We start from the raw sequence: 17006 nt of genomic DNA, 5'->3' as shown, positions 1-17006 counted from the left end.
CCGTCGGGCCGCCCGCGGGTCGAATCGGATCGCCCGGTCAGAGCGCGTCCGCCAGGCGCTCGGCCGCCTCCTCGATCTCCCCTTCGTTCTCGACGAATCGGACGGGCGCGTTCTGGTCTCTCGCGTACTGGAGCGCCGCGGACCGGTTGAGGTCCTGCTCGAAGTCGATCTGGCGTTCGGTGACCCCGTCGAGGTCGCGGTCGCTCGCCCCTCTGCGTTCGAGGATCGTCGCCGGTTCCGCCTCCACGAGGACGAACGCGTCCGGCGAGACGTCTTGGAGCACTTCGACGGGTAACCCTTGGACGTAGCCGGTCAGCGTCTCGACCGCGAGATGCGTCGAGAGGATCACGTTCGTCGTCTCCGCCTCCTGGGCGACGAACTCGCCCGCGCGGCGCTGGAGCCGGCGCGTCTCGGTCTGCGAGAGCGTGCCGAGCTTGGCCCGCTCGGTCGCGAGCCCCATCGCCGCCGCCTGTTCGAGCATCACGTCGCCGAAGTTGATCAGCTTGTAGCCGTCTCCCAGTCCGCGCCTGACCGCCTGACAGACGCTGGAGAGGCCGACGCCGTTGACCCCCGACACGAGCGTGACGGACATCAGAAGCTCACCTCGTTCTCCTCGTCCCCCGGCATTCCGCCGCGGTCGTCGTAGTACCGGCGGCCGATGAACTGCGCGCCGACGAGCATCATCAGCGTGTCGTAGAGGTCGTCGGCCGAGTCGAACGTCTCGACGTCCGACCGGTCGATGACCGCCCGGATCGTCGTGGACTCCCCGTCCGGCGGCGACAGCTCCGTGTCGCCGACCGTCTCTAACACCTCGTTTCGGGCCGCCGGAAACTGTAGCTTCCTCGCGAACAGGTCACGGGTCTCTGGTAAGCGCATACGTACCATGTGACAGCGCACGTGAGGATAAGTGTGGGTGTACCGCGAGGGGGCATCGTTTCACCGAGGCGTTCCCCGCTCTCGCCGCGTCGCGTCTCGCGTTCGCCCGCGGGCCCGCCGTCGGGCGAAGCTTTCAACACATACTCCGGCGACTTCGCGACATGGACGCTGACGAGCCCTCGCCCGCTGCCGACAGGGACGACTCACCCACCGTCGCCGAGGCGGTCGTCGACGCCATGCTCGACCGCGGGGTCGACACCGTCTTCGGGATCCCCGGGAAGCAGACCCTCCCGCTGAACCGGGCGCTCGCCGACCGCGACGCGCGGTTCGTCGTCGCCCGCCACGAGACCGCCGTGCCGCATCAGGCGTGGGGGTACGCGGAGACGAGCGAGCCGGGCGCGATGGCGGCCACCTGCGTCGTCCCGGGCCCGGGCGACACCAACGCGATGAACGGGCTGAAGAACGCCCTGAACGACTGCGTCCCCCTGCTCCACCTCGCCGTCGAGACCGAGCGATCGGTCCGCGGCGGCGACGGCATCCACGAGACGCCGCCGGAGACGTACGACACCGTCGTCAAGGAGAACGTCCTCGTCGACTCGCCCGCGGGCGCGGTCCCCGCCGTCGTCGAGGCGATCCGGACCGCCCGCGAACACCCGCAGGGGCCGGTCCGCGTGGGGATCCCGAAGGACTTCCTCGCGGGCCGGACCCCCCAGCCCGCGGTCGGCGAGCGCGAGCCGTCGCCGCCGCCGACACCGCCCGCGGCGGCGGTGCGAGAGGCCGCAGACCTGCTCGGCGACGCCGCCGCGCCCGTCGTGCTCGCCGGCGGCGGCGTCAGGCGCGCGGCCGCGAGCGACGCGCTCCGGTCGGTCGCCGAGGGGTTCGACGCGCCCGTCGTGACCACGTACAAGGGGAAGGGGACGCTCCCCGAGACGCACCCGCTGTCGGCGGGCGTGCTCTGCGGTGGGGCCAGCGCGGAGCTCCGCTCCCTCCTCGCGGACGCGGACGTCGGGCTCGTGGTCGGCTCCGACCTCGACGCGGTCGCGACCGCCTCGTGGTCGGTCTCGATGCCGGAGACGCTCATCCACGTCACGCTCGACGGCGACGACGTCGGGTTCGGCTACGACGCCGACCTCGGCGTCGTCGCCGACGCGGACCGCTTCCTCCGCGCGCTCGCCGACCGTCTCGACGGCGAACGGACCGGAACTCGCGGCGACGACGGGGTCGACCGCGCCGAGTCGGTCCGCGCGGCCGACCGCGAGCGCTTCGCGGCGCTGTCCGAGTCGACCGGCGACGGTCCGGGAGGGGCGTCGGGCGACGACCGCCCCCTCCGCTCCGTCGAAGTCCTCTCGGCGGTGCGCGACGCGGCCCCGGAGGACGCCGTCGTCGCCGCCGACGCGGGCGGGTTCCGGCTGTGGACGCTCGTCTCGTTCCCGGCCGCGGGCCCGCAGTCGTACGTCAACCCCGGGTCGTGGGCGACGATGGGAACCGGACTGCCCTCGGCGCTCGGTGCCAAGCTCGCGAACCCGGACCGCGACGTGGTTGCGCTCACCGGCGACGGCGGGCTCATGATGTGCGTCCACGAGCTCCACACGCTGGCGAGCGAGGGGATTGACATCACCGTCGTCGCGCTCAACAACGACGACTACGCGATCATCAGCGAGGAGGCGTCGCGGTCGTACGACTTCCCGGACCAGAGCTACGGCTGGGCGGAGACCGGTCTCGACCTCGTCGCGGTCGCGTCCGGGATGGGCCTGCCCGCGGAGCGCGTCCGCGACCGCGACGCGGTCGGCGACGCCGTCGAACGCGCCCGCGACCGCGACGGCCCCGCGCTCGTCGAGGTCGTCACCGACCCGGCCGAACCGCAGGCGAGCGAGTGGATGACCGGGCCGCACCCGAGCGAGTGAGAGCTGACGGCCCGCGCGAGCGCTCGCCGTCCGATTCTCGGGACCGCTCAGTTTCACGCCGCGCGTTTCGGAGATCTGAAGCGATCTATATGAGCGTCGCCCCGCGACTGCGGGTATGCGCAACCCGTGGGTCCACGACGACGTCCCGGACGACGCCGGGACCGGATACGACGGCCCGGTCCGTCTCCTCGCGGCGTTCATGTGGGGCACGCTGGCCCTCTTCGTCGGGGGGTTCGTCCTGCTCTCCGGCGCGGGCGTCGTCGACCTCGCCGACGGCGGCTCGCTCGGCGAAGTGATCACGGGCGTCGTCGCCGCACTGGCGCTGGCGCTGGCGCTCCCGCTCCTGTTGAAGCTGCTCGCGATCTCTCGGGCCCTCGCCGCGGTCGCGTTCCTCGCGACGGGCGCGACCGTCGGTCGGTTCGTCCTCGCTCGCGAGCCGGAGCGGTTCCGAGCCCTCCTCGACGCGCGCGACGGTCTCGCCGAGAACGCGGGCTCGCTCGGCGAGCTCCTCGACGCCGTCGACTCGATGTCGCCGGCGGTGGCCGACGGCGCGGCGGCGATCGTCGGTGGCGCGACCCCGGCGGTCGACGCCGCGCTGGCGCTGTTCGTCGCCGTCGCGTGACGAGGGGGATTCGCGAGGCGTCGATTTTCTCCGCGTTCGGCCGGACGTGAGCCTTAACAGCGCTCGTGGTGAATGCCGCCCATGACACGTCCGAACGACGTCGCGGTCGGCATCGTCGGCCTCGGCGGCATCGGGTCCCACCACGCGACGAAGCTCACCGAGCGCGGCGCGAACCTCGTCGGCGGGATGGACATCGACGCCGACGCCCGCGCGGCGTTCAACGAGGGGTTCGGCGTCCCCGCCTACGAGGACGAGGGCGACCTCTACGACGACTGCGACGCCGTGTTGGTCACCACGCCGAACCGGTTCCACGAGGCGTACGCCACGTCGGCGCTGTCCGCCGGGCTCGACGTCCTCTTGGAGAAGCCGCTGGCGCACACGCTCGACAGCGCCGAGCGCATCGCCGCGGCCGCCCGCGACGCCGACGGCTTCTGTATGGTCGGGTTCAACAACCGGTTCGCGGAGCCGGTTCGGGTGATCAAACACTACCAAGACGAGGGGCGGTTCGGGGAGACCACCCACGTCGAAGCGAACTACGTCCGGCGGCGCGGCGTCCCCGGCCGAGGGTCGTGGTTCACGTCGGCCGAGGTCGCCGGCGGCGGCGCGCTCATCGACATCGGCGTCCACGCCGTCGACCTCGCCCTCTACTTCCTCGACCACCCCGAGGTCGTCGAGGTAACCGGGGAGACGCGGTCGGAGTTCGGCGGCCGCGACGACTACGCGTACGTCCACATGTGGGGCGACGACGCCGGTCCGGAGGGGTTCGACGTGGACGACTCCGCGTCCGCGTTCATCCGCGCCGCCGACGGCAGCACCGTCTCGCTGGAGGTCGCGTGGGCGACGAACCGGCCGACGACCGACGAGTTCGTCGTCCGCGGCACCGAGGCGGGCGCGACGTTCGACCGCGGCAGCGACGACCTCACGATCCACGAGGCGGGCGTCGGCGGGGGGCACCACCTCGCGGACACGAGCGTGGAGACCCGCGACGGCGACGCGCACGCCGCCGAGCAGGCGACGTTCCTCGAAGCGGTCGCCGCGGGCGAGCCGCCGGCGATCAACACGGTCGAGGAGGGACTGCGCGTCCAGCGGGTCATCGACGCGATCTATCGCTCCGCGGAGACCGAAGCGGCGGTGCGGCTGGACTGAGTCGCCGTCCGGTCGGGCCGACCCGCGAGCCGCGATGGGAACCTATTCGGTGCTGGGTGGCGTTCCCGGTAACAACTCGTGACCCGCGACCCCGGCCCGACGCCGCCCTCCGAACGGATCACCAGCCTCGACGCGCTCCGCGGCTTCGCGCTGCTCGGCATCCTCGTCATCAACGTCCGCGTCTTTTCGATGCCGGAGCAGACCCTGCTCAACCCGAACGTCTACGGCGACTTCACCGGGGTCAACTACTGGACGTGGTTCGTTGGCCACGTGTTTGCGCAGTCGAAGTTCATCACGGTGTTCTCGGCGCTGTTCGGCGCCGGCGTCCTGCTGTTCGTCGAGAGCAAGGAGGAGAAGGGTCAGGACGCCGTCCGTCTCCACCTCCGCCGGACCGCGGTGCTGATCGCGATCGGGCTGCTCCACGCGTACCTGCTGTGGTACGGCGACATCCTCGTCACCTACGGGCTCACCGGTCTCTTCCTGCTGTTCGTCCGCGACCTCGACGCGCGTCGGCTCGCCGGACTGGCCGGGATATTCCTCTTGTTCGTCCCCGCCGTCGAACTGTTCGCCGCGGTGTCGATCGGGGGCGAGGCGATCGCCGGGCAGTGGCTGCCCGCGGAGGCCGCGATCCGAGATCAGGTGGCCACCTACCGCGGCGGCTGGCTCGACCAGATGAGCCACCGGGTCGGCTCGTCGTTCCAACGACAGACGTCCGGGTTCATCGGCCAGAGCTTCTGGCGGGTCGGCGGCGTCATGCTGCTCGGGATGGCGCTGTACAAGAAGGGCGTGCTGACCGGCGAGCGCTCGACGGCGTTCTACCGCCGGCTCGTCGCGGGCGGCGTCGTCGGCGTCGGGATCGTCGTCGCGGGCGTCGCGTACGTCGAGGCGAACGACTGGAGCGCCGGGGCCGCCCTGTACTGGCGGCAGTTCAACTACGTCGGGAGCCTCCTCGTCGCCGGCGGGTACGTCGGCCTCGTCACCCTGTTCGTCCGGTGGCGCGGCGAGGGACTCGTGACCGGGGCGCTCGCCGCGGTCGGCCGCACCGCGTTCACGAACTACCTCCTCCAGACGGTCATCGCCACGACGATCTTCTACGGCCACGGGCTCGGCCTGTTCGGCTCCGTCAGCCGCGTCGAGGCGATGGGGATCGTCGTCGCGATCTGGGCGGTTCAGGTCCCGCTCTCGGTGCTCTGGCTGCGCTACTTCCGGTTCGGCCCCGTCGAGTGGGCGTGGCGGACGCTCACCTACGGGGAGTCGCAGCCGATGCGGCTGGAGCGCTGAGTCCGCGTTCTCCGAACTGAGACTTACGAGGACACGTTCAACACCCCGCCGACGAACCCCCGTTCATGACCGGCTTCGACGTTCACGACCACCGACACGAACTGAAACAGCTCCGCGACGCGGGCGCGACGAGCCTCTGGGAGAATCGGGCGGAGATGTCGTGTCCGGTGTGCGACGACGTCTTCTCGCGGCTGTTCGTCACGAAACGGGCGGGAACGACGTTCCCGGAGAACGACGGCGCGCGGTTCTGTCTCCTGCGGGACGACGGCGCGGTGTGCCTCTTCCGGCACTGAGCCCCGAGTCACGTCGACCGTCGCTTCCCCGTCGTCGCGGGGTCCGGCCGGTCAGTCGTCGCCGACGGGGTCGACGCCGGGCTCGGGGTCGTCGATGTACCGCTCGGTCCACGTGCCCCGCGAGAACCACGCGACGCCGACGACGGCTCCGAGGATATTTCCGAGGGCCATGCCGACCCAGACGCCGGTCTCGCCCCAACCGGCCACGAACACGAGGTACGCCACGCTCGCGACGCGGCCAACCCAGAGCGTGACGATCGAGATGACCATGGCGGTCTTCGTGTTGCCGGCCCCGCGGAACGCGCCGAGGATCACCTGCGAGACGCCGATGAAGGCGAACTCCACCGACCGGATCCGGACGTACTCGACCGCGTGGCCGATCGTCGCCGGCGCGTCGGGCACGTCGCCGAGGAAGGCCCCGACGATGGGCTCGGTGAACGCGACGGCGACGACCGCGACGAGGAACATCACGCCCGCGCCGGTCGTGGCGGCGAACTTCACGGCCTTGCCCGCGCGGTCGGCGCGGTTCGCGCCGAGGTTCTGCCCGACCATCGTGTCGATGGCGCGGCCGAGCCCCATCGCGGGCAGGAAGACGAGGGAGATGAGCCGGTTGCCGAGCCCGTAGGCGGCGACGACCGGCGGCGAGAACGTGACGATCATCGCGGTGAGCGTGATCATCGCGAGCGCGCTCGTCGTCTGCTCGACGCTGGAGGGCAGCCCGAGCCGGAAGATGTCGCGGATGAAGTCGAGGTCGGGCGCGAGGTGGCCGAGCGTCACGTCGGGCCCGTACCCGGTCCCGAACAGGATCCAGAGCCCGATGGCGGTCGCGACGCCGCGCGAGAGGATCGTCGCGAGCGCGGCCCCCTGGATGCCGATGCCGGTGATCCCCGTCGCCGAGAGCAGGGTCGCCTCCAGCGCGACCGGGTCGAGCGCCGCGACGCCGGGCACCGCGGCGAGCCACGCGAACAGCGGGTTCCCCTCGAAGCCGAAGATGAAGAACGGGTCGAGGAGGACGTTCAACAGGACCGAGACGAACATCACCGCCATCGGCGTCCGCGTGTCGCCGTAGCCGCGCATCAGCGCCGAGAAGACGAAGAAGCCGAACATCAGGGGGATCCCGGCGAAGATGACCTCCATGTAGTCGGCCGCGAGCGGGATCACGGTCGCCGCGGTGTCAGCGTCGCTCGGCAGGAGTTCGAGGGCGGGCCGGGTGTAGAAGTAGCCGCCGATCCCGATCAGCACGGAGAGCACGGAGACGGTGAATATCGTCTGCCCCGCCACGAGCCCCGCGGAGCCGTCGCCGTCGGCCCCGGTGTACTGCGCGACGAGGATCGCGCCCGCGGTCGTGAAGCCGCCGGCGACCGCGATCAGCAGGAAGATGAGGGGGAACGCGAGGCTGATCGCGCCGACGGCCTCCGCCGAGAGGCGGCCGAGGTAGAGGGTGTCGACGATGTTGTACGTGACCTGTAACAGCTGGATGACGACGATCGGCCACGCCAGTCGGAACAGCGGCCGGAGGAGGCTCCCCTCGGTGATCGACTCGTCGTCGAGGGGGCCGTCGTCGCCGGAGTCGCTCGGGGGATCGCCGCCGGAGTCGCCCGGCCGACCGCCGTCGGGTTCGCCGGGGCGGTCGTCGTCGCGTCCGCCGGACGGACTGCCGTCGGAGGGGTCGTTCGGATCGGCAGCGGGCTCGTCGCTCACTAGCTGAAAAACGACCGGGACGCTCCATCAGGCTTCCGATCCGGTCACCGATCCGCCCCGTCGCCGCCCCGATCGTCGCGGTCGATTCCGGGGCCGGGACCGGCCGAAGCGGAGGAAGCGTCGTCTCCGTGGCGATTCGGGTCGGCGGCGTCGTCGCCGCCGAGGTCCGGAGCAGCGCGCGCGCTCGGGTCGACGCCGGCCGGCGCGCTCGACTCGGCGTCGACGCGGGCGACGCCCGAGGTGTCGTCGAAGACGAGGTGGCGGTGCGGGTACGCCATCTCCACGTCCGCGTCGGCCAGTCGCTCCCGGATCCGGGTGTTCACGTCCGACTGGACCTTCCCCAGCTTGTAGGGCTTTTTCACCCAGTACCGGAGCCGGAGGAGGATCCCGTTGTCGCCGAACTCGTGGAGCCGACAGTCGGGGCCGGCCATGTACCGCGCCACGCCGATCCGGATGTCGGGCCCGCCGTCGATGACGGCGTCGCAGTCGCGCGCGGCGCGCTCGATTATCCGCCGCGCCTGCGGGACGTCGCTCTCGTAGGTGACGAGGACGTCGATCGACCGCCGCGTCCGCTCGTCCTCGGCCGAGAGGTTCGTCACGTCGCGCTCGCGCATCGTCCCGTTCGGAACGACGAGGAAGGTGTTGTCGATCGTGAATATCTTCGTGTACCGGATCGTGATGTCCTCGACGAACCCCGCGGTCCCGTCCTCCAGTTCGATCATGTCGCCGATCTCGAACGGCTGGTCGGCGAGGACGAACACGCCGTTGATGAAGTTCCCGACGATGGGGGCGAGGATGATACCGATGACCGCCGAGAACACCGCCGTCCCGAGGAGGAGGTCCGAGAACTGGAAGCCCGCGGCCCCGAGACCGACGAGCAGCGCGGCCCCGATCGTCCCCGCCCGGACGCCGCGGACGATGGTCTGCGCGACGCTCTGTCGCGACACGCGGCGCGCCACCGGCCGGCCGATCAGCCGGACCAGGAAGTTGGCGAGGACGACGCCGACCGCGACCGACGCGACGACGGTCAGCAGGCCGGCTCCCGGGAGGTCCGCGAGCCGCGAGGCGACCTCGTCGACCCGCGAGACGACCCCCGCGACCGGCGTCCCGTCCCGAGAGACCATGCCGATTCGCCGTCGGCCACCCGAAAAAGCGTTTCTCCACGCGGACGGCCGATCAGCGAGGCCGCGTCGGCGGAGGACTGGCGGGACAATCACTATGACGCGACTGAGCGAAGGGGGGAGTATGGCACGACCTCCCGCGGACCCGACGACGCCGAGCTTTAGCGTCGAACACGACTCACGGCCGAGCGAGACGGTGATAGCCGGGTTCTCCTCGTTCGGCCTCGCCGGTCTGACCGCCGTCGACTATCTGGTCGACGACCTCGACCTCGAAGAGACGGGCCACGTCCGGATCGAGGGCGCGCCGTCGATCACGCCGTTCACCAAGGGGACGCCGCGACACCCCGTCAGGCTGTACGCCGCCCCGGACCTCGACGTCACCGTCCTGATCGCCGAGCAGTACGTCCCGCCGTTCCTCGGCGAACTGCTCGCCGACGCCCTCCTCGACTGGACGGAGGCGAGCGGGGTCGAGGAGATCGCGGTGCTGGCCGGCGTCCCCGTGGCGCACGGACCGGACGCGCACCGCACCTTCCACGTCGCGACCGAGGACTACCGCGCCGCGCGCCTCGGCGAGGGGACCGACGTCCCCGCGATGGAGTCGGGCTTCCTCGACGGGGCGAACGCCGGACTGCTCGAACGGGGGCTCGACTCCCCGCTCGGCGTCGGCGTGTTCGTCACGCCGGTCCACGCGCAGGCCCCCGACGTCGACGCCGCGGTCCGACTCGTCGACACGGCGAACGCGGTCTACGAACTCGGCGTCGACGCGGCACCGCTAGAGGCCTTCGCCGAGGAGATCCGCCGCCGCTACGAGGACCTCGCCGAGCGGATCGACGAGCGGGAGCCGGAGGGGTCCTACGACCGGATGTACATGTGAGGGGACCGCCGCCGGGAACCGGACGCGACCGACGGAGGAGGTGACTCCGAAAACGCGTACAACTCGACTCATAGTAAGATGTTATAATCCCCGCCCCCCTTCTCCCGGTATGACTGACGATCTCCGGGACACGCTCGATCGCGTCGGGGACCGATTCAACCTCGGCGAGTACGAGATCGACGCGTACCTCGCGGTGTTGGAACACGGGGAACTGACGGCGAGCGACATCGCCGACCGCACCGACATCCCGCAGCCGCGGGTGTACGACACCGTCCGGAGCCTCTCCGACCGGGGGCTCGTCGAACTCCGCGAGTCGCGGCCGATGAAGATCGTCGCCGTCGACCCCGAGGACGCCTTCGGCGACCTGCGCTCGTCGTTCACGGAGATGGTCGACGAGCTGGAGGCTCGGTACACCGCGCCCACCCGGGAGACGGAGGCGGTGTCGCTCGTCAAGTCGCGCTCGACGATCCTCCGCTACCTCGAAGAGGTGATCGCGAACGCGGAGTACGAGCTCGCGCTGTCGCTCACGCCCGGGCTGCTCCGGCGGTTCCGCGACGAGCTCGCCGCGAAGGTCGCCGCGGGCGTCAGCGTCGAACTGCTCGTCACCCCGGCGTCGAACGCGCCCGACCCGGCGGAGTTCGACTACCTCGAAGTGGCGACGACCGCCCGCGCGCGCCGCGGGATCACCACGCCGGTCCTCGCCGTCGGCGACGGCGAGTACTCCGTGTACGCCACCCAGGACGCGCTGCGGGACGACCGCGAGCGCTACGGCGTCATCTTCAACCGCTCCGCGCTCGGCTTCCTCGTCTCGGGCTTCTTCGGGACGGTCCTGTGGACGACCGCCGAGACGCTCGCCGCCGACGGTGAGGAGCGCCCCTTCCCGCGGCGCTACGCCTCCATCCGCCGCGCCGTGAAGGACGTCCGGGAGTTCGACGACGAGGAGTTCTACGCGACCGTCGAGGGCCGCGACATCGAGACCGGCGAGGAGGTGACGGTCCGCGGGAAGGTCGTCGACGTCGCGTTCGTCGACACCGAGGAGGTGGCGTCGCTCGTCGTCGAGACGGAGGCCGGCCGCGTCGAGATCGGCGGCCGCGTCGCCGCCCTCGAAGACGTGGAGGGACAGGAGATCGTGATCGGCCGGGGCGAGCCGCCGGCGCTGTGAGGCGCTGTCGGGGCGTCGCGGGCTCGCCGTTCAAGTGCGCGGGGACCGTAGCGCCCCCGTGACCGACGACGCGTTCTCCGACGACGGACGGGAGGCACCGACCGTCTCCTGCGAGCGGTGCGGCCGCGAGTGGCACCTCGACCGCGAGGTCGCCGACATTCCCCCGGGGGGGCCACGCGGTCGAGCAGTTCGCGCTCGACCACGAGCGACACACCGGCCACTACCCGGACGACGTGACCCCGTGGACCGCGCGCTGCGAGCGCTGCCCGGCCGGCGAGCGGTTCCTCGCGGAGCGACCCGCGCGTCGCTGGGCGGAGACGCACGCGCGCCACGCGCGCCACGCAGTGAGCCTCGAAGCCCCGTCGGGCGACTCAGCGGTCGTCTCGCCCGGAGACGAGGCGGACCGGTCGTAACGCCCCGAAAAGTCCCTCCTCTCCGCCCCCGTCACGGGCCGAGCGCCGCGATGTCGGCCCCGACCGCGGCGCGGGCGTCGGCCGGGTTCGGATCGCTGTCGGCCAAGTGCGTCCACTCGCAGGCGGGCAGCGCGCCGAGGCGGTCGCGGATGGCCGGCCGGTACGGCGCGGCCGATGCGACCCCGTCGCCGCCGCCCCAGATGTCGTCGATGACGGTCCGCGAGTCGATGCGGACCTCGACGGCGGTCGGGGCGCAGCGGGCGGCCAACGCCTCCAGTCCGAGGTGGAGGGCCGCGTACTCCGCGGTGTTGTTCTCGGCGCTTGCCCCGACGGGCCGGCCCACCCGACCGAGCGGGTCGTCGTCGACCAGCAGCACGGCCCCCGCGCCGGCCGGCCCCGGGTTCCCGCGCGAACTCCCGTCCACGTAGAGGACGACGTCCCCGGGGGACTCGCGCCGGTCGTCGTCCGTGGGCGGCGGATCGGCGGCGAGCACCGCCTCGACCGCGGTCCGGATCTCGGCGTCGGTCGTCGTCGGGTCGAACAGCCCGCCGTAGCCGGTCACGGCGTCGTCGATGGCGTCGATCGCCGGTCGCATCTCGTAACCGTACAGCGCGAGGACGTCGTCGACGCGGCTCGCGAGCGGCGAGAGCCGGTCCGTGGGCAGCCGGTCCACGGCTATCGTCCCCGCGAGCGCGCCTTCTTGACCCGACTCATCACCTTCCGCTTCGGCGGGACGGTGAAAAAGACGACGGCGATCGGAACGAACCGAACGCATTCGTACCCGCCGCGCGTGGCCGTCGTATGGAGTACACCACGCTCGGGAGTTCGGGGACGAAGGTGAGCCGCATCGGGATCGGGACCAACACCTTCGGCGGCGACGCGGAGTGGCACCTCTCGGCCGACGAGGCACGGGAGGTCGTCGACACCGCAATCGAACACGGGATCAACTTCTTCGACACCGCGAACGCGTACAATACCGGGGAGAGCGAGCGCGTGCTGGGCGAGGCGCTGGAGGGCTACGACCGCGACCGGCAGGTGATCGCGACGAAGGTGTACTTCCGGATGGACGACGACGACCCGAACTCGGGCGGGCTCTCGCGGAAGGCGATCGAGCAGGAGCTGTCGAACAGCCTCGACCGGCTCGGCACGGACGCGATCGACCTCTACCAGATCCACCGCTGGGACGACGACACCCCGATCGAGGAGACGCTGCGAACGCTCACCGACGCGGTCCGGCGCGGGGACGTGCGACACCTCGGGGCCTCGTCGATGTGGGCCCACCAGTTCGCGGAGGCGCTCCACGCGGCCGACCGGGGCGGCCACGAGTCGTTCGCCACGATGCAGAACCACTACAACCTCGCGTACCGCGAGGAGGAGCGCGAGATGGTCCCGCTCTGTGAGAAGCGCGGCGTCGGCCTGATCCCGTGGAGCCCGCTCGCCCGCGGGTTCCTCACGCGCCCGCACGACGAGCTGGAGACGACCGTCCGCGGCGAGACGGACCAGTACCTCCGCGAGCGGCTGAAGACGTACGCGGTCAACGGCGGGCGGGAGGTCAACGAGCGCGTCGAGGAGCTCGCCGCCGAGAAGGGAGTGAACATGGCGCAGATCGCGCTCGCGTGGCTCCTCCATCAGGACGCGGTCGACGCGCCCATCGTCGGCGCGCGGAAGCCGGAGTACGTCGTCGACGCGGTCGAGGCGCTCGACGTCGACCTCTCCGACTCCGACCTCGACTGGCTGGCCGAGCCGTACGAGCCGGTCCCGATCGACGGCCACGACTGACCGCGGGGAGCCGCCACACCGACAGTGTATTTACGTCACGAGCGCGACCGGTCCGACATGACCCTCGTCGTGGTCCCGGTTCGATTCCCTCCCTCGTCGCACTCGGCGGCGACGCTCCGAGAAGCGGCTCGCATCGCAGCGGAGCGCGACGCCGACCTCACGGTGCTCCACGTCGACCTGTTCCAGCGCTCCGGCGGCGTCTCGCGCAGCGACCTCAAGCGCGCCGTCGAAGAGCGGATCGGCCGGCTCGGCCGCGCGCGCTACGTCGTCCGCCGCGGGTTCCTCGTCGAGGAGACGATCCTCGAAGAAATCGTGGCCGAGGGGGCCGACGTCGTCGTCATCGGCTCGAAACAGGCCGGTCGGTGGCGGCGGATGGTCCAGAAGCTGCTCTCCGACCCCGACATCGACGAGTTCCTCCGGGGCGAGCTCGACTGTACCGTGATCACCGTCGACGCCGACGGCGAGACCACGGGCGACGAGGTGGACCCGGACGGCGACGGCGACGTGCCGCTCCCGAACGACCGCGGCGACTGACTTCGTCCGCCTACTCCGCGACGTCGTACCGCCGCTCGTACTCGATGACCGTCGCCACGCGGTCGGCGACGTCGCTCCCGAACTCGCGCTCGACGACGTACAGCGCCAGGTCGATACCCGACGTGACTCCGCCCGCCGAGAGGAGGTCGCCGTCGTCGACGACGCGCGCGTCGACGACCTCCGCGCCCGACGCCCGGAGTTCCTCGATCGCGGAGGCGTGCGTGACGGCCCGGCGACCGTCGGTGACGCCCGCCTCCGCGAGCAGCATCGACCCGGTACACACCGAGGCGATCCGCGTGCCCGCGGCGTGGTGCGCGGCGAGCGCGTCCGGTACGTCGCCCCTCTGCGCCTCGGCCCACGCGCTCGCTTCCTCGTCGCGCGCGCTCCAGCCCCCGCCGGGGACCACGAGCAGGTCGGGGGCGTCGTCGGCGTCCGCGTCCGGGAGCGTCCCGTCGACCCCGACGCGGGTCCCGTGGCTCGCGGTCACCCGGTCGCGGTCGTCGAGGGTGACGTACCGGACGCGACCCGAGCCCTCGGCGTCGTCCGCCCCGTCGCTCCCGTCCCCCTCGACGGCGAACCCGAGCGCGTAGTCGAACACCTCGTACGGGCCGATCCCGTCCAGTTCGTCGAACCCGTCGTACACCAGAACGTCGACGTTCACACCGTTCCGGAGGGCGGCGGACGGCTTGTGCGTTCCCCTCCGGCGGAGATGCGACTCCACGCGACCGCCGAGGCGCGTCAGTCGTCCGCGAACGCGGCCACGACCCGCTCGACGTCCGCGGCGACGCGCTCCGGGTCGACGCGCTCGCCGCGATAGGCCCGCTCGACGACGCCGTCGGGGTTGACGAGCAGGGTGACGACGATATGCGTGAAGTCGTACCCCGGGAGGCGGTCGCTCTCGGTCGTCCGCTCGTACCCGATCCCCAGCCGGTCCTCGACCACGGTCTTCGCGCGGGCCGGCGTCTCGGGGCGGAGGTAGATCCAGTTGCCCGCGTCGCGGTCGACGCCGATCGTCTCGGCGTTCTCGCGGAGCGCCGCCGCGTCGTCGCGCTCGGGGTCGAAGGTGATCGGGATGAAGTACACGTCGTCGGTCAGTCCCGCCTCGGCGACGCGACGCTGTATCGTCACCCACTGGCGGAGCAGGATCGAACACTCCGCGGGACAGAACGTGAACACGCCCGTCACGAGGCCGGTGCGGTCGAGCGCGTCGCTGTCGAAGGTCTCGTCCGCGAGCGGGGCCGGCAGTTCGAACGACGGGAGCGGCTGCCCGTACGCGGGGTACGCGAGGTCCTCGCTGTCCGCGAGCTGGTCCTCCTGCGGATCGAGCACGACGCCGTCCGGGCTCCCGCCGAACAGGCGCGAGGTACAGCCGGCGGCGGACCCGGTGGCGGCCGTTCCGACGCCGGCGAGCAGCGTTCGGCGCTTCATGCCCGAGTGATCGAGCGAGCGGCGCATAACGCGTCTGGTGCGATCGACGAACGAGCGCGGCCGGGACGCCCGCCGGTCCCGCGGCAGCGACGGGGCGTCGCTCCGACCCGCCGCCGACCCGCTCAGAAGGGCGCGTAGTACGGGATCGGCGGGTGCGGGAGCGGGACGCCGAGCGTCGCGAGCCCGTGCTGGAGCGGGACGTACCCGAGCGCGACGAACGCGACGCCGAGCACGCGGTGGATCCGGAGCCGCGTTTCGAGGCGGATCGACCCGAACACCGTGCCGAACAGCAGCATCGACGGCACCGTCCCGAGGCCGAGGAGGCCCAGCGCCGCGGCCCCGCCGAGCGCGCTCCCTTGGACGAACGCGTACAGGAAGGCCGGGTAGAGGAGCGGGCACGGGAGGAACCCGTGCGCGGCCCCCAGCCCGGCGATCCGCCAGTCTCCGACCCACGCGTCGACGCGGGAGACGATCCGGTCGCTGACCGCGCTCGCCGCCCGGTCGAACCCCGGTATCGGGACGGACTCCAGCTCCAGCCGGAGCGCGTACCGCGCGCCGACGGCGACGATCACCGCGCCGACGAGGATCCCGGTGAACGCGTGGACGTCGTCGGCGACGGTGGTGACCGTCCGCCCCGTGACGAACGCGAGGCTCCCGGCGAGCCCGAAGAGACCGCCGAGGGTCGCGTAGCTCGCCGTCCGCCCGAGGTTGAACAGCGCGTGCTGGCGCACCTGCCGCACGGTGAGGTCGTCGTCGCGCCCGCGCCCGCCGCCGACCTCGTCGGCCCGCATCCGGTCGGCGTAGGTGGTGACGAGGGGTCCGCACATGCCGAGACAGTGCGCTCCGCCGAGCAGTCCGACGAGGAGGAAGACCCCGAGGCTGAGCGAATCGGTCGCGTAGAGGGACCCGCTCGGTTCACAGGTCGCCGTCCCGACCGCGGCGACGAGCGATCGGAGAACCTCGGTCCCGGTGGCGATGCCCATATCGGACGAACGCGTCCGAGGGCGCTAACCGATCTGGTGCGATCGGCGAACGGTCGGGGCCGTTCCGGTCGCACCTTCCGAGGGTTCCGGCCGCGCGCTCGTCTTGTCTCCGACGAGCGTCGGCGGGGTCAGCCCTCGGCGTCGAGGAGGGAGTCGACGGTGCGGACGAAGCGGTCGACGAGCCGGTCGGGCAGCGAGGGCGACACCTCGTCGAGCAGCGCCGCCGTCTGATCGGGGCGCGCCAGCGAGACCGTCATCGGCCGGTCGGGCGACTTCTCGACGATCCCGTGGTCGGCGAGCGTCGAGACGTGCCACGACACCGTGCTCCGCGCGAGGTCGAGGTCCTCCGCGAGCGCCGCCGGGCGGGTCGCCCCCGCCGCGTGGAGCCGGACGACGATCTCGCGCGCCGTCTCGCGCCTGAGGAACGCGAGGGTCCGCCGGTCCCACGCGTCCGTGTCCGGATCAAAGTAGTGCGCGCGCCCGCCGATCCGCTCGACCGCGAGCTCGCCGTCGCGGACGAGCCGCCGGAGGTGGTACTGCGCCTGTCCGGTCGCGATGTCGAGGTCGCGGCCGATCCGGTTGAAGTGGACGCCGGGGGTGTCGCGGACGTGGCGTCGGATCCGGGCTCTGGTGTCCGACATTCGTGCGTATTTGCGTTTCCCGCTCGCGGAATAAAAGGGGCTCGTGCGGTCCCCCCGTCTGAGAACGGCGAGCGGGAACGTCTTCTTATCCGTCGCCTCCGAAGGGGGAAGCGTGACGCAGTCGCTCTCAGGGTCGGCGCCGGCGCTCGCCGGGTGGTCCGTAGAGGGGTCGCTCCCGATCTTGGCGGTCGTGGTCGCCGCCGGCCTCGGGACGAGCCTCCTCTTCGCCGTCAGCCTCGCCGCGTACC

18 protein-coding genes and 1 pseudogene are annotated in these 17006 nt (G+C 71.7%); 10 read left to right on the top strand and 9 right to left on the bottom strand.

The window, feature by feature from the left end; genetic code table 11:
- Nucleotides 1–37: 37 nt before the first annotated feature.
- Together C464_RS03060 and C464_RS03055 are read right to left on the bottom strand one after the other, a co-directional pair.
- Entirely contained in the window at nt 38–592 is a 555-nt protein-coding gene (locus C464_RS03060; RefSeq protein WP_006112055.1) for an adenylate kinase, read from the bottom strand.
- The gene (locus C464_RS03055) at nt 592–876 is read right to left on the bottom strand and encodes a DUF5789 family protein (protein WP_049910804.1); all 285 of its coding nucleotides are present in this window, start codon (nt 874–876) and stop codon (nt 592–594) included. The genes C464_RS03060 and C464_RS03055 overlap by 1 nt, the downstream gene beginning before the upstream one ends.
- Before the next feature lie 161 nt (nt 877–1037).
- On the opposite strand from C464_RS03055, the gene C464_RS03050 reads away from it, so the two are divergent.
- From C464_RS03050 to C464_RS03030, 5 genes are all read left to right on the top strand, one after another.
- Nucleotides 1038–2780, top strand: a complete 1743-nt coding sequence (locus tag C464_RS03050; RefSeq protein ID WP_006112052.1) for a thiamine pyrophosphate-binding protein — start codon at nt 1038–1040, stop codon at nt 2778–2780.
- 115 nt (nt 2781–2895) lie between these two features.
- Nucleotides 2896–3402, top strand: a complete 507-nt coding sequence (locus C464_RS03045) for a hypothetical protein (protein WP_006112051.1) — start codon at nt 2896–2898, stop codon at nt 3400–3402.
- Between the two features lie 81 nt (nt 3403–3483).
- A complete protein-coding gene (locus C464_RS03040; protein WP_006112049.1) occupies nt 3484–4548 on the top strand; it encodes a Gfo/Idh/MocA family protein in 1065 nt (354 codons plus the stop codon).
- A gap of 78 nt (nt 4549–4626) precedes the next feature.
- Nucleotides 4627–5829: a DUF418 domain-containing protein gene (locus C464_RS03035; protein ID WP_006112047.1), complete on the top strand. Its 1203-nt coding sequence runs from the start codon at nt 4627–4629 to the stop codon at nt 5827–5829.
- A 65-nt stretch (nt 5830–5894) separates the two neighbouring features.
- Complete coding sequence (locus C464_RS03030; protein ID WP_006112045.1) at nt 5895–6122, top strand: DUF7385 family protein; 228 nt, start codon at nt 5895–5897, stop codon at nt 6120–6122.
- A gap of 51 nt (nt 6123–6173) precedes the next feature.
- Here C464_RS03030 and C464_RS03025 read toward each other — a convergent pair whose 3' ends face one another.
- Nucleotides 6174–7823, bottom strand: coding sequence for an MATE family efflux transporter (locus C464_RS03025; protein WP_006112044.1), 1650 nt, complete (start codon nt 7821–7823; stop codon nt 6174–6176).
- Nucleotides 7824–7867: 44 nt separating this feature from the next.
- Complete coding sequence (locus C464_RS03020; protein WP_006112043.1) at nt 7868–8947, bottom strand: mechanosensitive ion channel family protein; 1080 nt, start codon at nt 8945–8947, stop codon at nt 7868–7870.
- A 121-nt stretch (nt 8948–9068) separates the two neighbouring features.
- On the opposite strand from C464_RS03020, the gene C464_RS03015 reads away from it, so the two are divergent.
- The 3 genes and pseudogenes from C464_RS03015 to C464_RS03005 all read left to right on the top strand — a co-directional run bounded on the left by C464_RS03015 (nt 9069) and on the right by C464_RS03005 (nt 11393).
- Nucleotides 9069–9818, top strand: a complete 750-nt coding sequence (locus tag C464_RS03015) for a proteasome assembly chaperone family protein (RefSeq protein WP_006112042.1) — start codon at nt 9069–9071, stop codon at nt 9816–9818.
- Between the two features lie 109 nt (nt 9819–9927).
- Nucleotides 9928–10980 carry an HTH-type sugar sensing transcriptional regulator TrmB gene (gene trmB / locus C464_RS03010; RefSeq protein ID WP_006112041.1) on the top strand — a complete coding sequence of 351 codons (1053 nt, stop codon included), beginning with the start codon at nt 9928–9930 and terminating at the stop codon, nt 10978–10980.
- Between the two features lie 58 nt (nt 10981–11038).
- Nucleotides 11039–11393 (top strand): annotated as a pseudogene (locus C464_RS03005) (hypothetical protein).
- 31 nt (nt 11394–11424) lie between these two features.
- Here C464_RS03005 and C464_RS03000 read toward each other — a convergent pair.
- Nucleotides 11425–12066: a ribonuclease HI family protein gene (locus C464_RS03000; RefSeq protein WP_006112039.1), complete on the bottom strand. Its 642-nt coding sequence runs from the start codon at nt 12064–12066 to the stop codon at nt 11425–11427.
- A gap of 128 nt (nt 12067–12194) precedes the next feature.
- Here C464_RS03000 and C464_RS02995 point away from each other — a divergent pair, with 128 nt between their 5' ends.
- Together C464_RS02995 and C464_RS02990 are read left to right on the top strand one after the other, a co-directional pair.
- Complete coding sequence (locus C464_RS02995) at nt 12195–13172, top strand: aldo/keto reductase (RefSeq protein WP_006112038.1); 978 nt, start codon at nt 12195–12197, stop codon at nt 13170–13172.
- Between the two features lie 57 nt (nt 13173–13229).
- Nucleotides 13230–13706 (top strand): universal stress protein, encoded by a 477-nt coding sequence (locus tag C464_RS02990; protein WP_006112037.1) that lies wholly within the window; start codon nt 13230–13232, stop codon nt 13704–13706.
- 10 nt (nt 13707–13716) lie between these two features.
- Here the strand turns inward: C464_RS02990 and C464_RS02985 are convergent, their stop codons facing one another.
- From C464_RS02985 to C464_RS02970, 4 genes are all read right to left on the bottom strand, one after another.
- Nucleotides 13717–14367 carry a DJ-1/PfpI family protein gene (locus C464_RS02985; protein WP_006112036.1) on the bottom strand — a complete coding sequence of 217 codons (651 nt, stop codon included), beginning with the start codon at nt 14365–14367 and terminating at the stop codon, nt 13717–13719.
- A 77-nt stretch (nt 14368–14444) separates the two neighbouring features.
- Nucleotides 14445–15134, bottom strand: coding sequence for an SCO family protein (locus C464_RS02980; protein ID WP_049910803.1), 690 nt, complete (start codon nt 15132–15134; stop codon nt 14445–14447).
- Nucleotides 15135–15256: 122 nt separating this feature from the next.
- The gene (locus C464_RS02975; protein WP_006112034.1) at nt 15257–16117 is read right to left on the bottom strand and encodes a sulfite exporter TauE/SafE family protein; all 861 of its coding nucleotides are present in this window, start codon (nt 16115–16117) and stop codon (nt 15257–15259) included.
- A 128-nt stretch (nt 16118–16245) separates the two neighbouring features.
- Nucleotides 16246–16758: a winged helix-turn-helix transcriptional regulator gene (locus C464_RS02970; protein WP_006112033.1), complete on the bottom strand. Its 513-nt coding sequence runs from the start codon at nt 16756–16758 to the stop codon at nt 16246–16248.
- Between the last annotated feature and the right edge of the window lie 248 nt (nt 16759–17006).

The organism is Halorubrum coriense DSM 10284, from assembly GCF_000337035.1.
GTDB classification, from domain to species: domain Archaea; phylum Halobacteriota; class Halobacteria; order Halobacteriales; family Haloferacaceae; genus Halorubrum; species Halorubrum coriense.
Note: the sequence above shows the minus strand (reverse complement) of the source record. Positions and strands in the feature narration are given on the sequence as shown.

Coding starts and splice junctions, on each gene's coding strand:
- C464_RS02970 (WP_006112033.1), bottom strand. CDS start 16,758: ATGTCGGACACCAGAGCCCGGATCCGACGCCACGTCCGCGACACCCCC.
- C464_RS03055 (WP_049910804.1), bottom strand. CDS start 876: ATGCGCTTACCAGAGACCCGTGACCTGTTCGCGAGGAAGCTACAGTTT.
- C464_RS03040 (WP_006112049.1), top strand. CDS start 3,484: ATGACACGTCCGAACGACGTCGCGGTCGGCATCGTCGGCCTCGGCGGC.
- C464_RS03020 (WP_006112043.1), bottom strand. CDS start 8,947: ATGGTCTCTCGGGACGGGACGCCGGTCGCGGGGGTCGTCTCGCGGGTC.
- C464_RS02975 (WP_006112034.1), bottom strand. CDS start 16,117: ATGGGCATCGCCACCGGGACCGAGGTTCTCCGATCGCTCGTCGCCGCG.
- C464_RS03015 (WP_006112042.1), top strand. CDS start 9,069: ATGGCACGACCTCCCGCGGACCCGACGACGCCGAGCTTTAGCGTCGAA.
- C464_RS03030 (WP_006112045.1), top strand. CDS start 5,895: ATGACCGGCTTCGACGTTCACGACCACCGACACGAACTGAAACAGCTC.
- C464_RS02990 (WP_006112037.1), top strand. CDS start 13,230: ATGACCCTCGTCGTGGTCCCGGTTCGATTCCCTCCCTCGTCGCACTCG.
- trmB (WP_006112041.1), top strand. CDS start 9,928: ATGACTGACGATCTCCGGGACACGCTCGATCGCGTCGGGGACCGATTC.
- C464_RS03060 (WP_006112055.1), bottom strand. CDS start 592: ATGTCCGTCACGCTCGTGTCGGGGGTCAACGGCGTCGGCCTCTCCAGC.
- C464_RS02980 (WP_049910803.1), bottom strand. CDS start 15,134: ATGAAGCGCCGAACGCTGCTCGCCGGCGTCGGAACGGCCGCCACCGGG.
- C464_RS02995 (WP_006112038.1), top strand. CDS start 12,195: ATGGAGTACACCACGCTCGGGAGTTCGGGGACGAAGGTGAGCCGCATC.
- C464_RS03045 (WP_006112051.1), top strand. CDS start 2,896: ATGCGCAACCCGTGGGTCCACGACGACGTCCCGGACGACGCCGGGACC.
- C464_RS03050 (WP_006112052.1), top strand. CDS start 1,038: ATGGACGCTGACGAGCCCTCGCCCGCTGCCGACAGGGACGACTCACCC.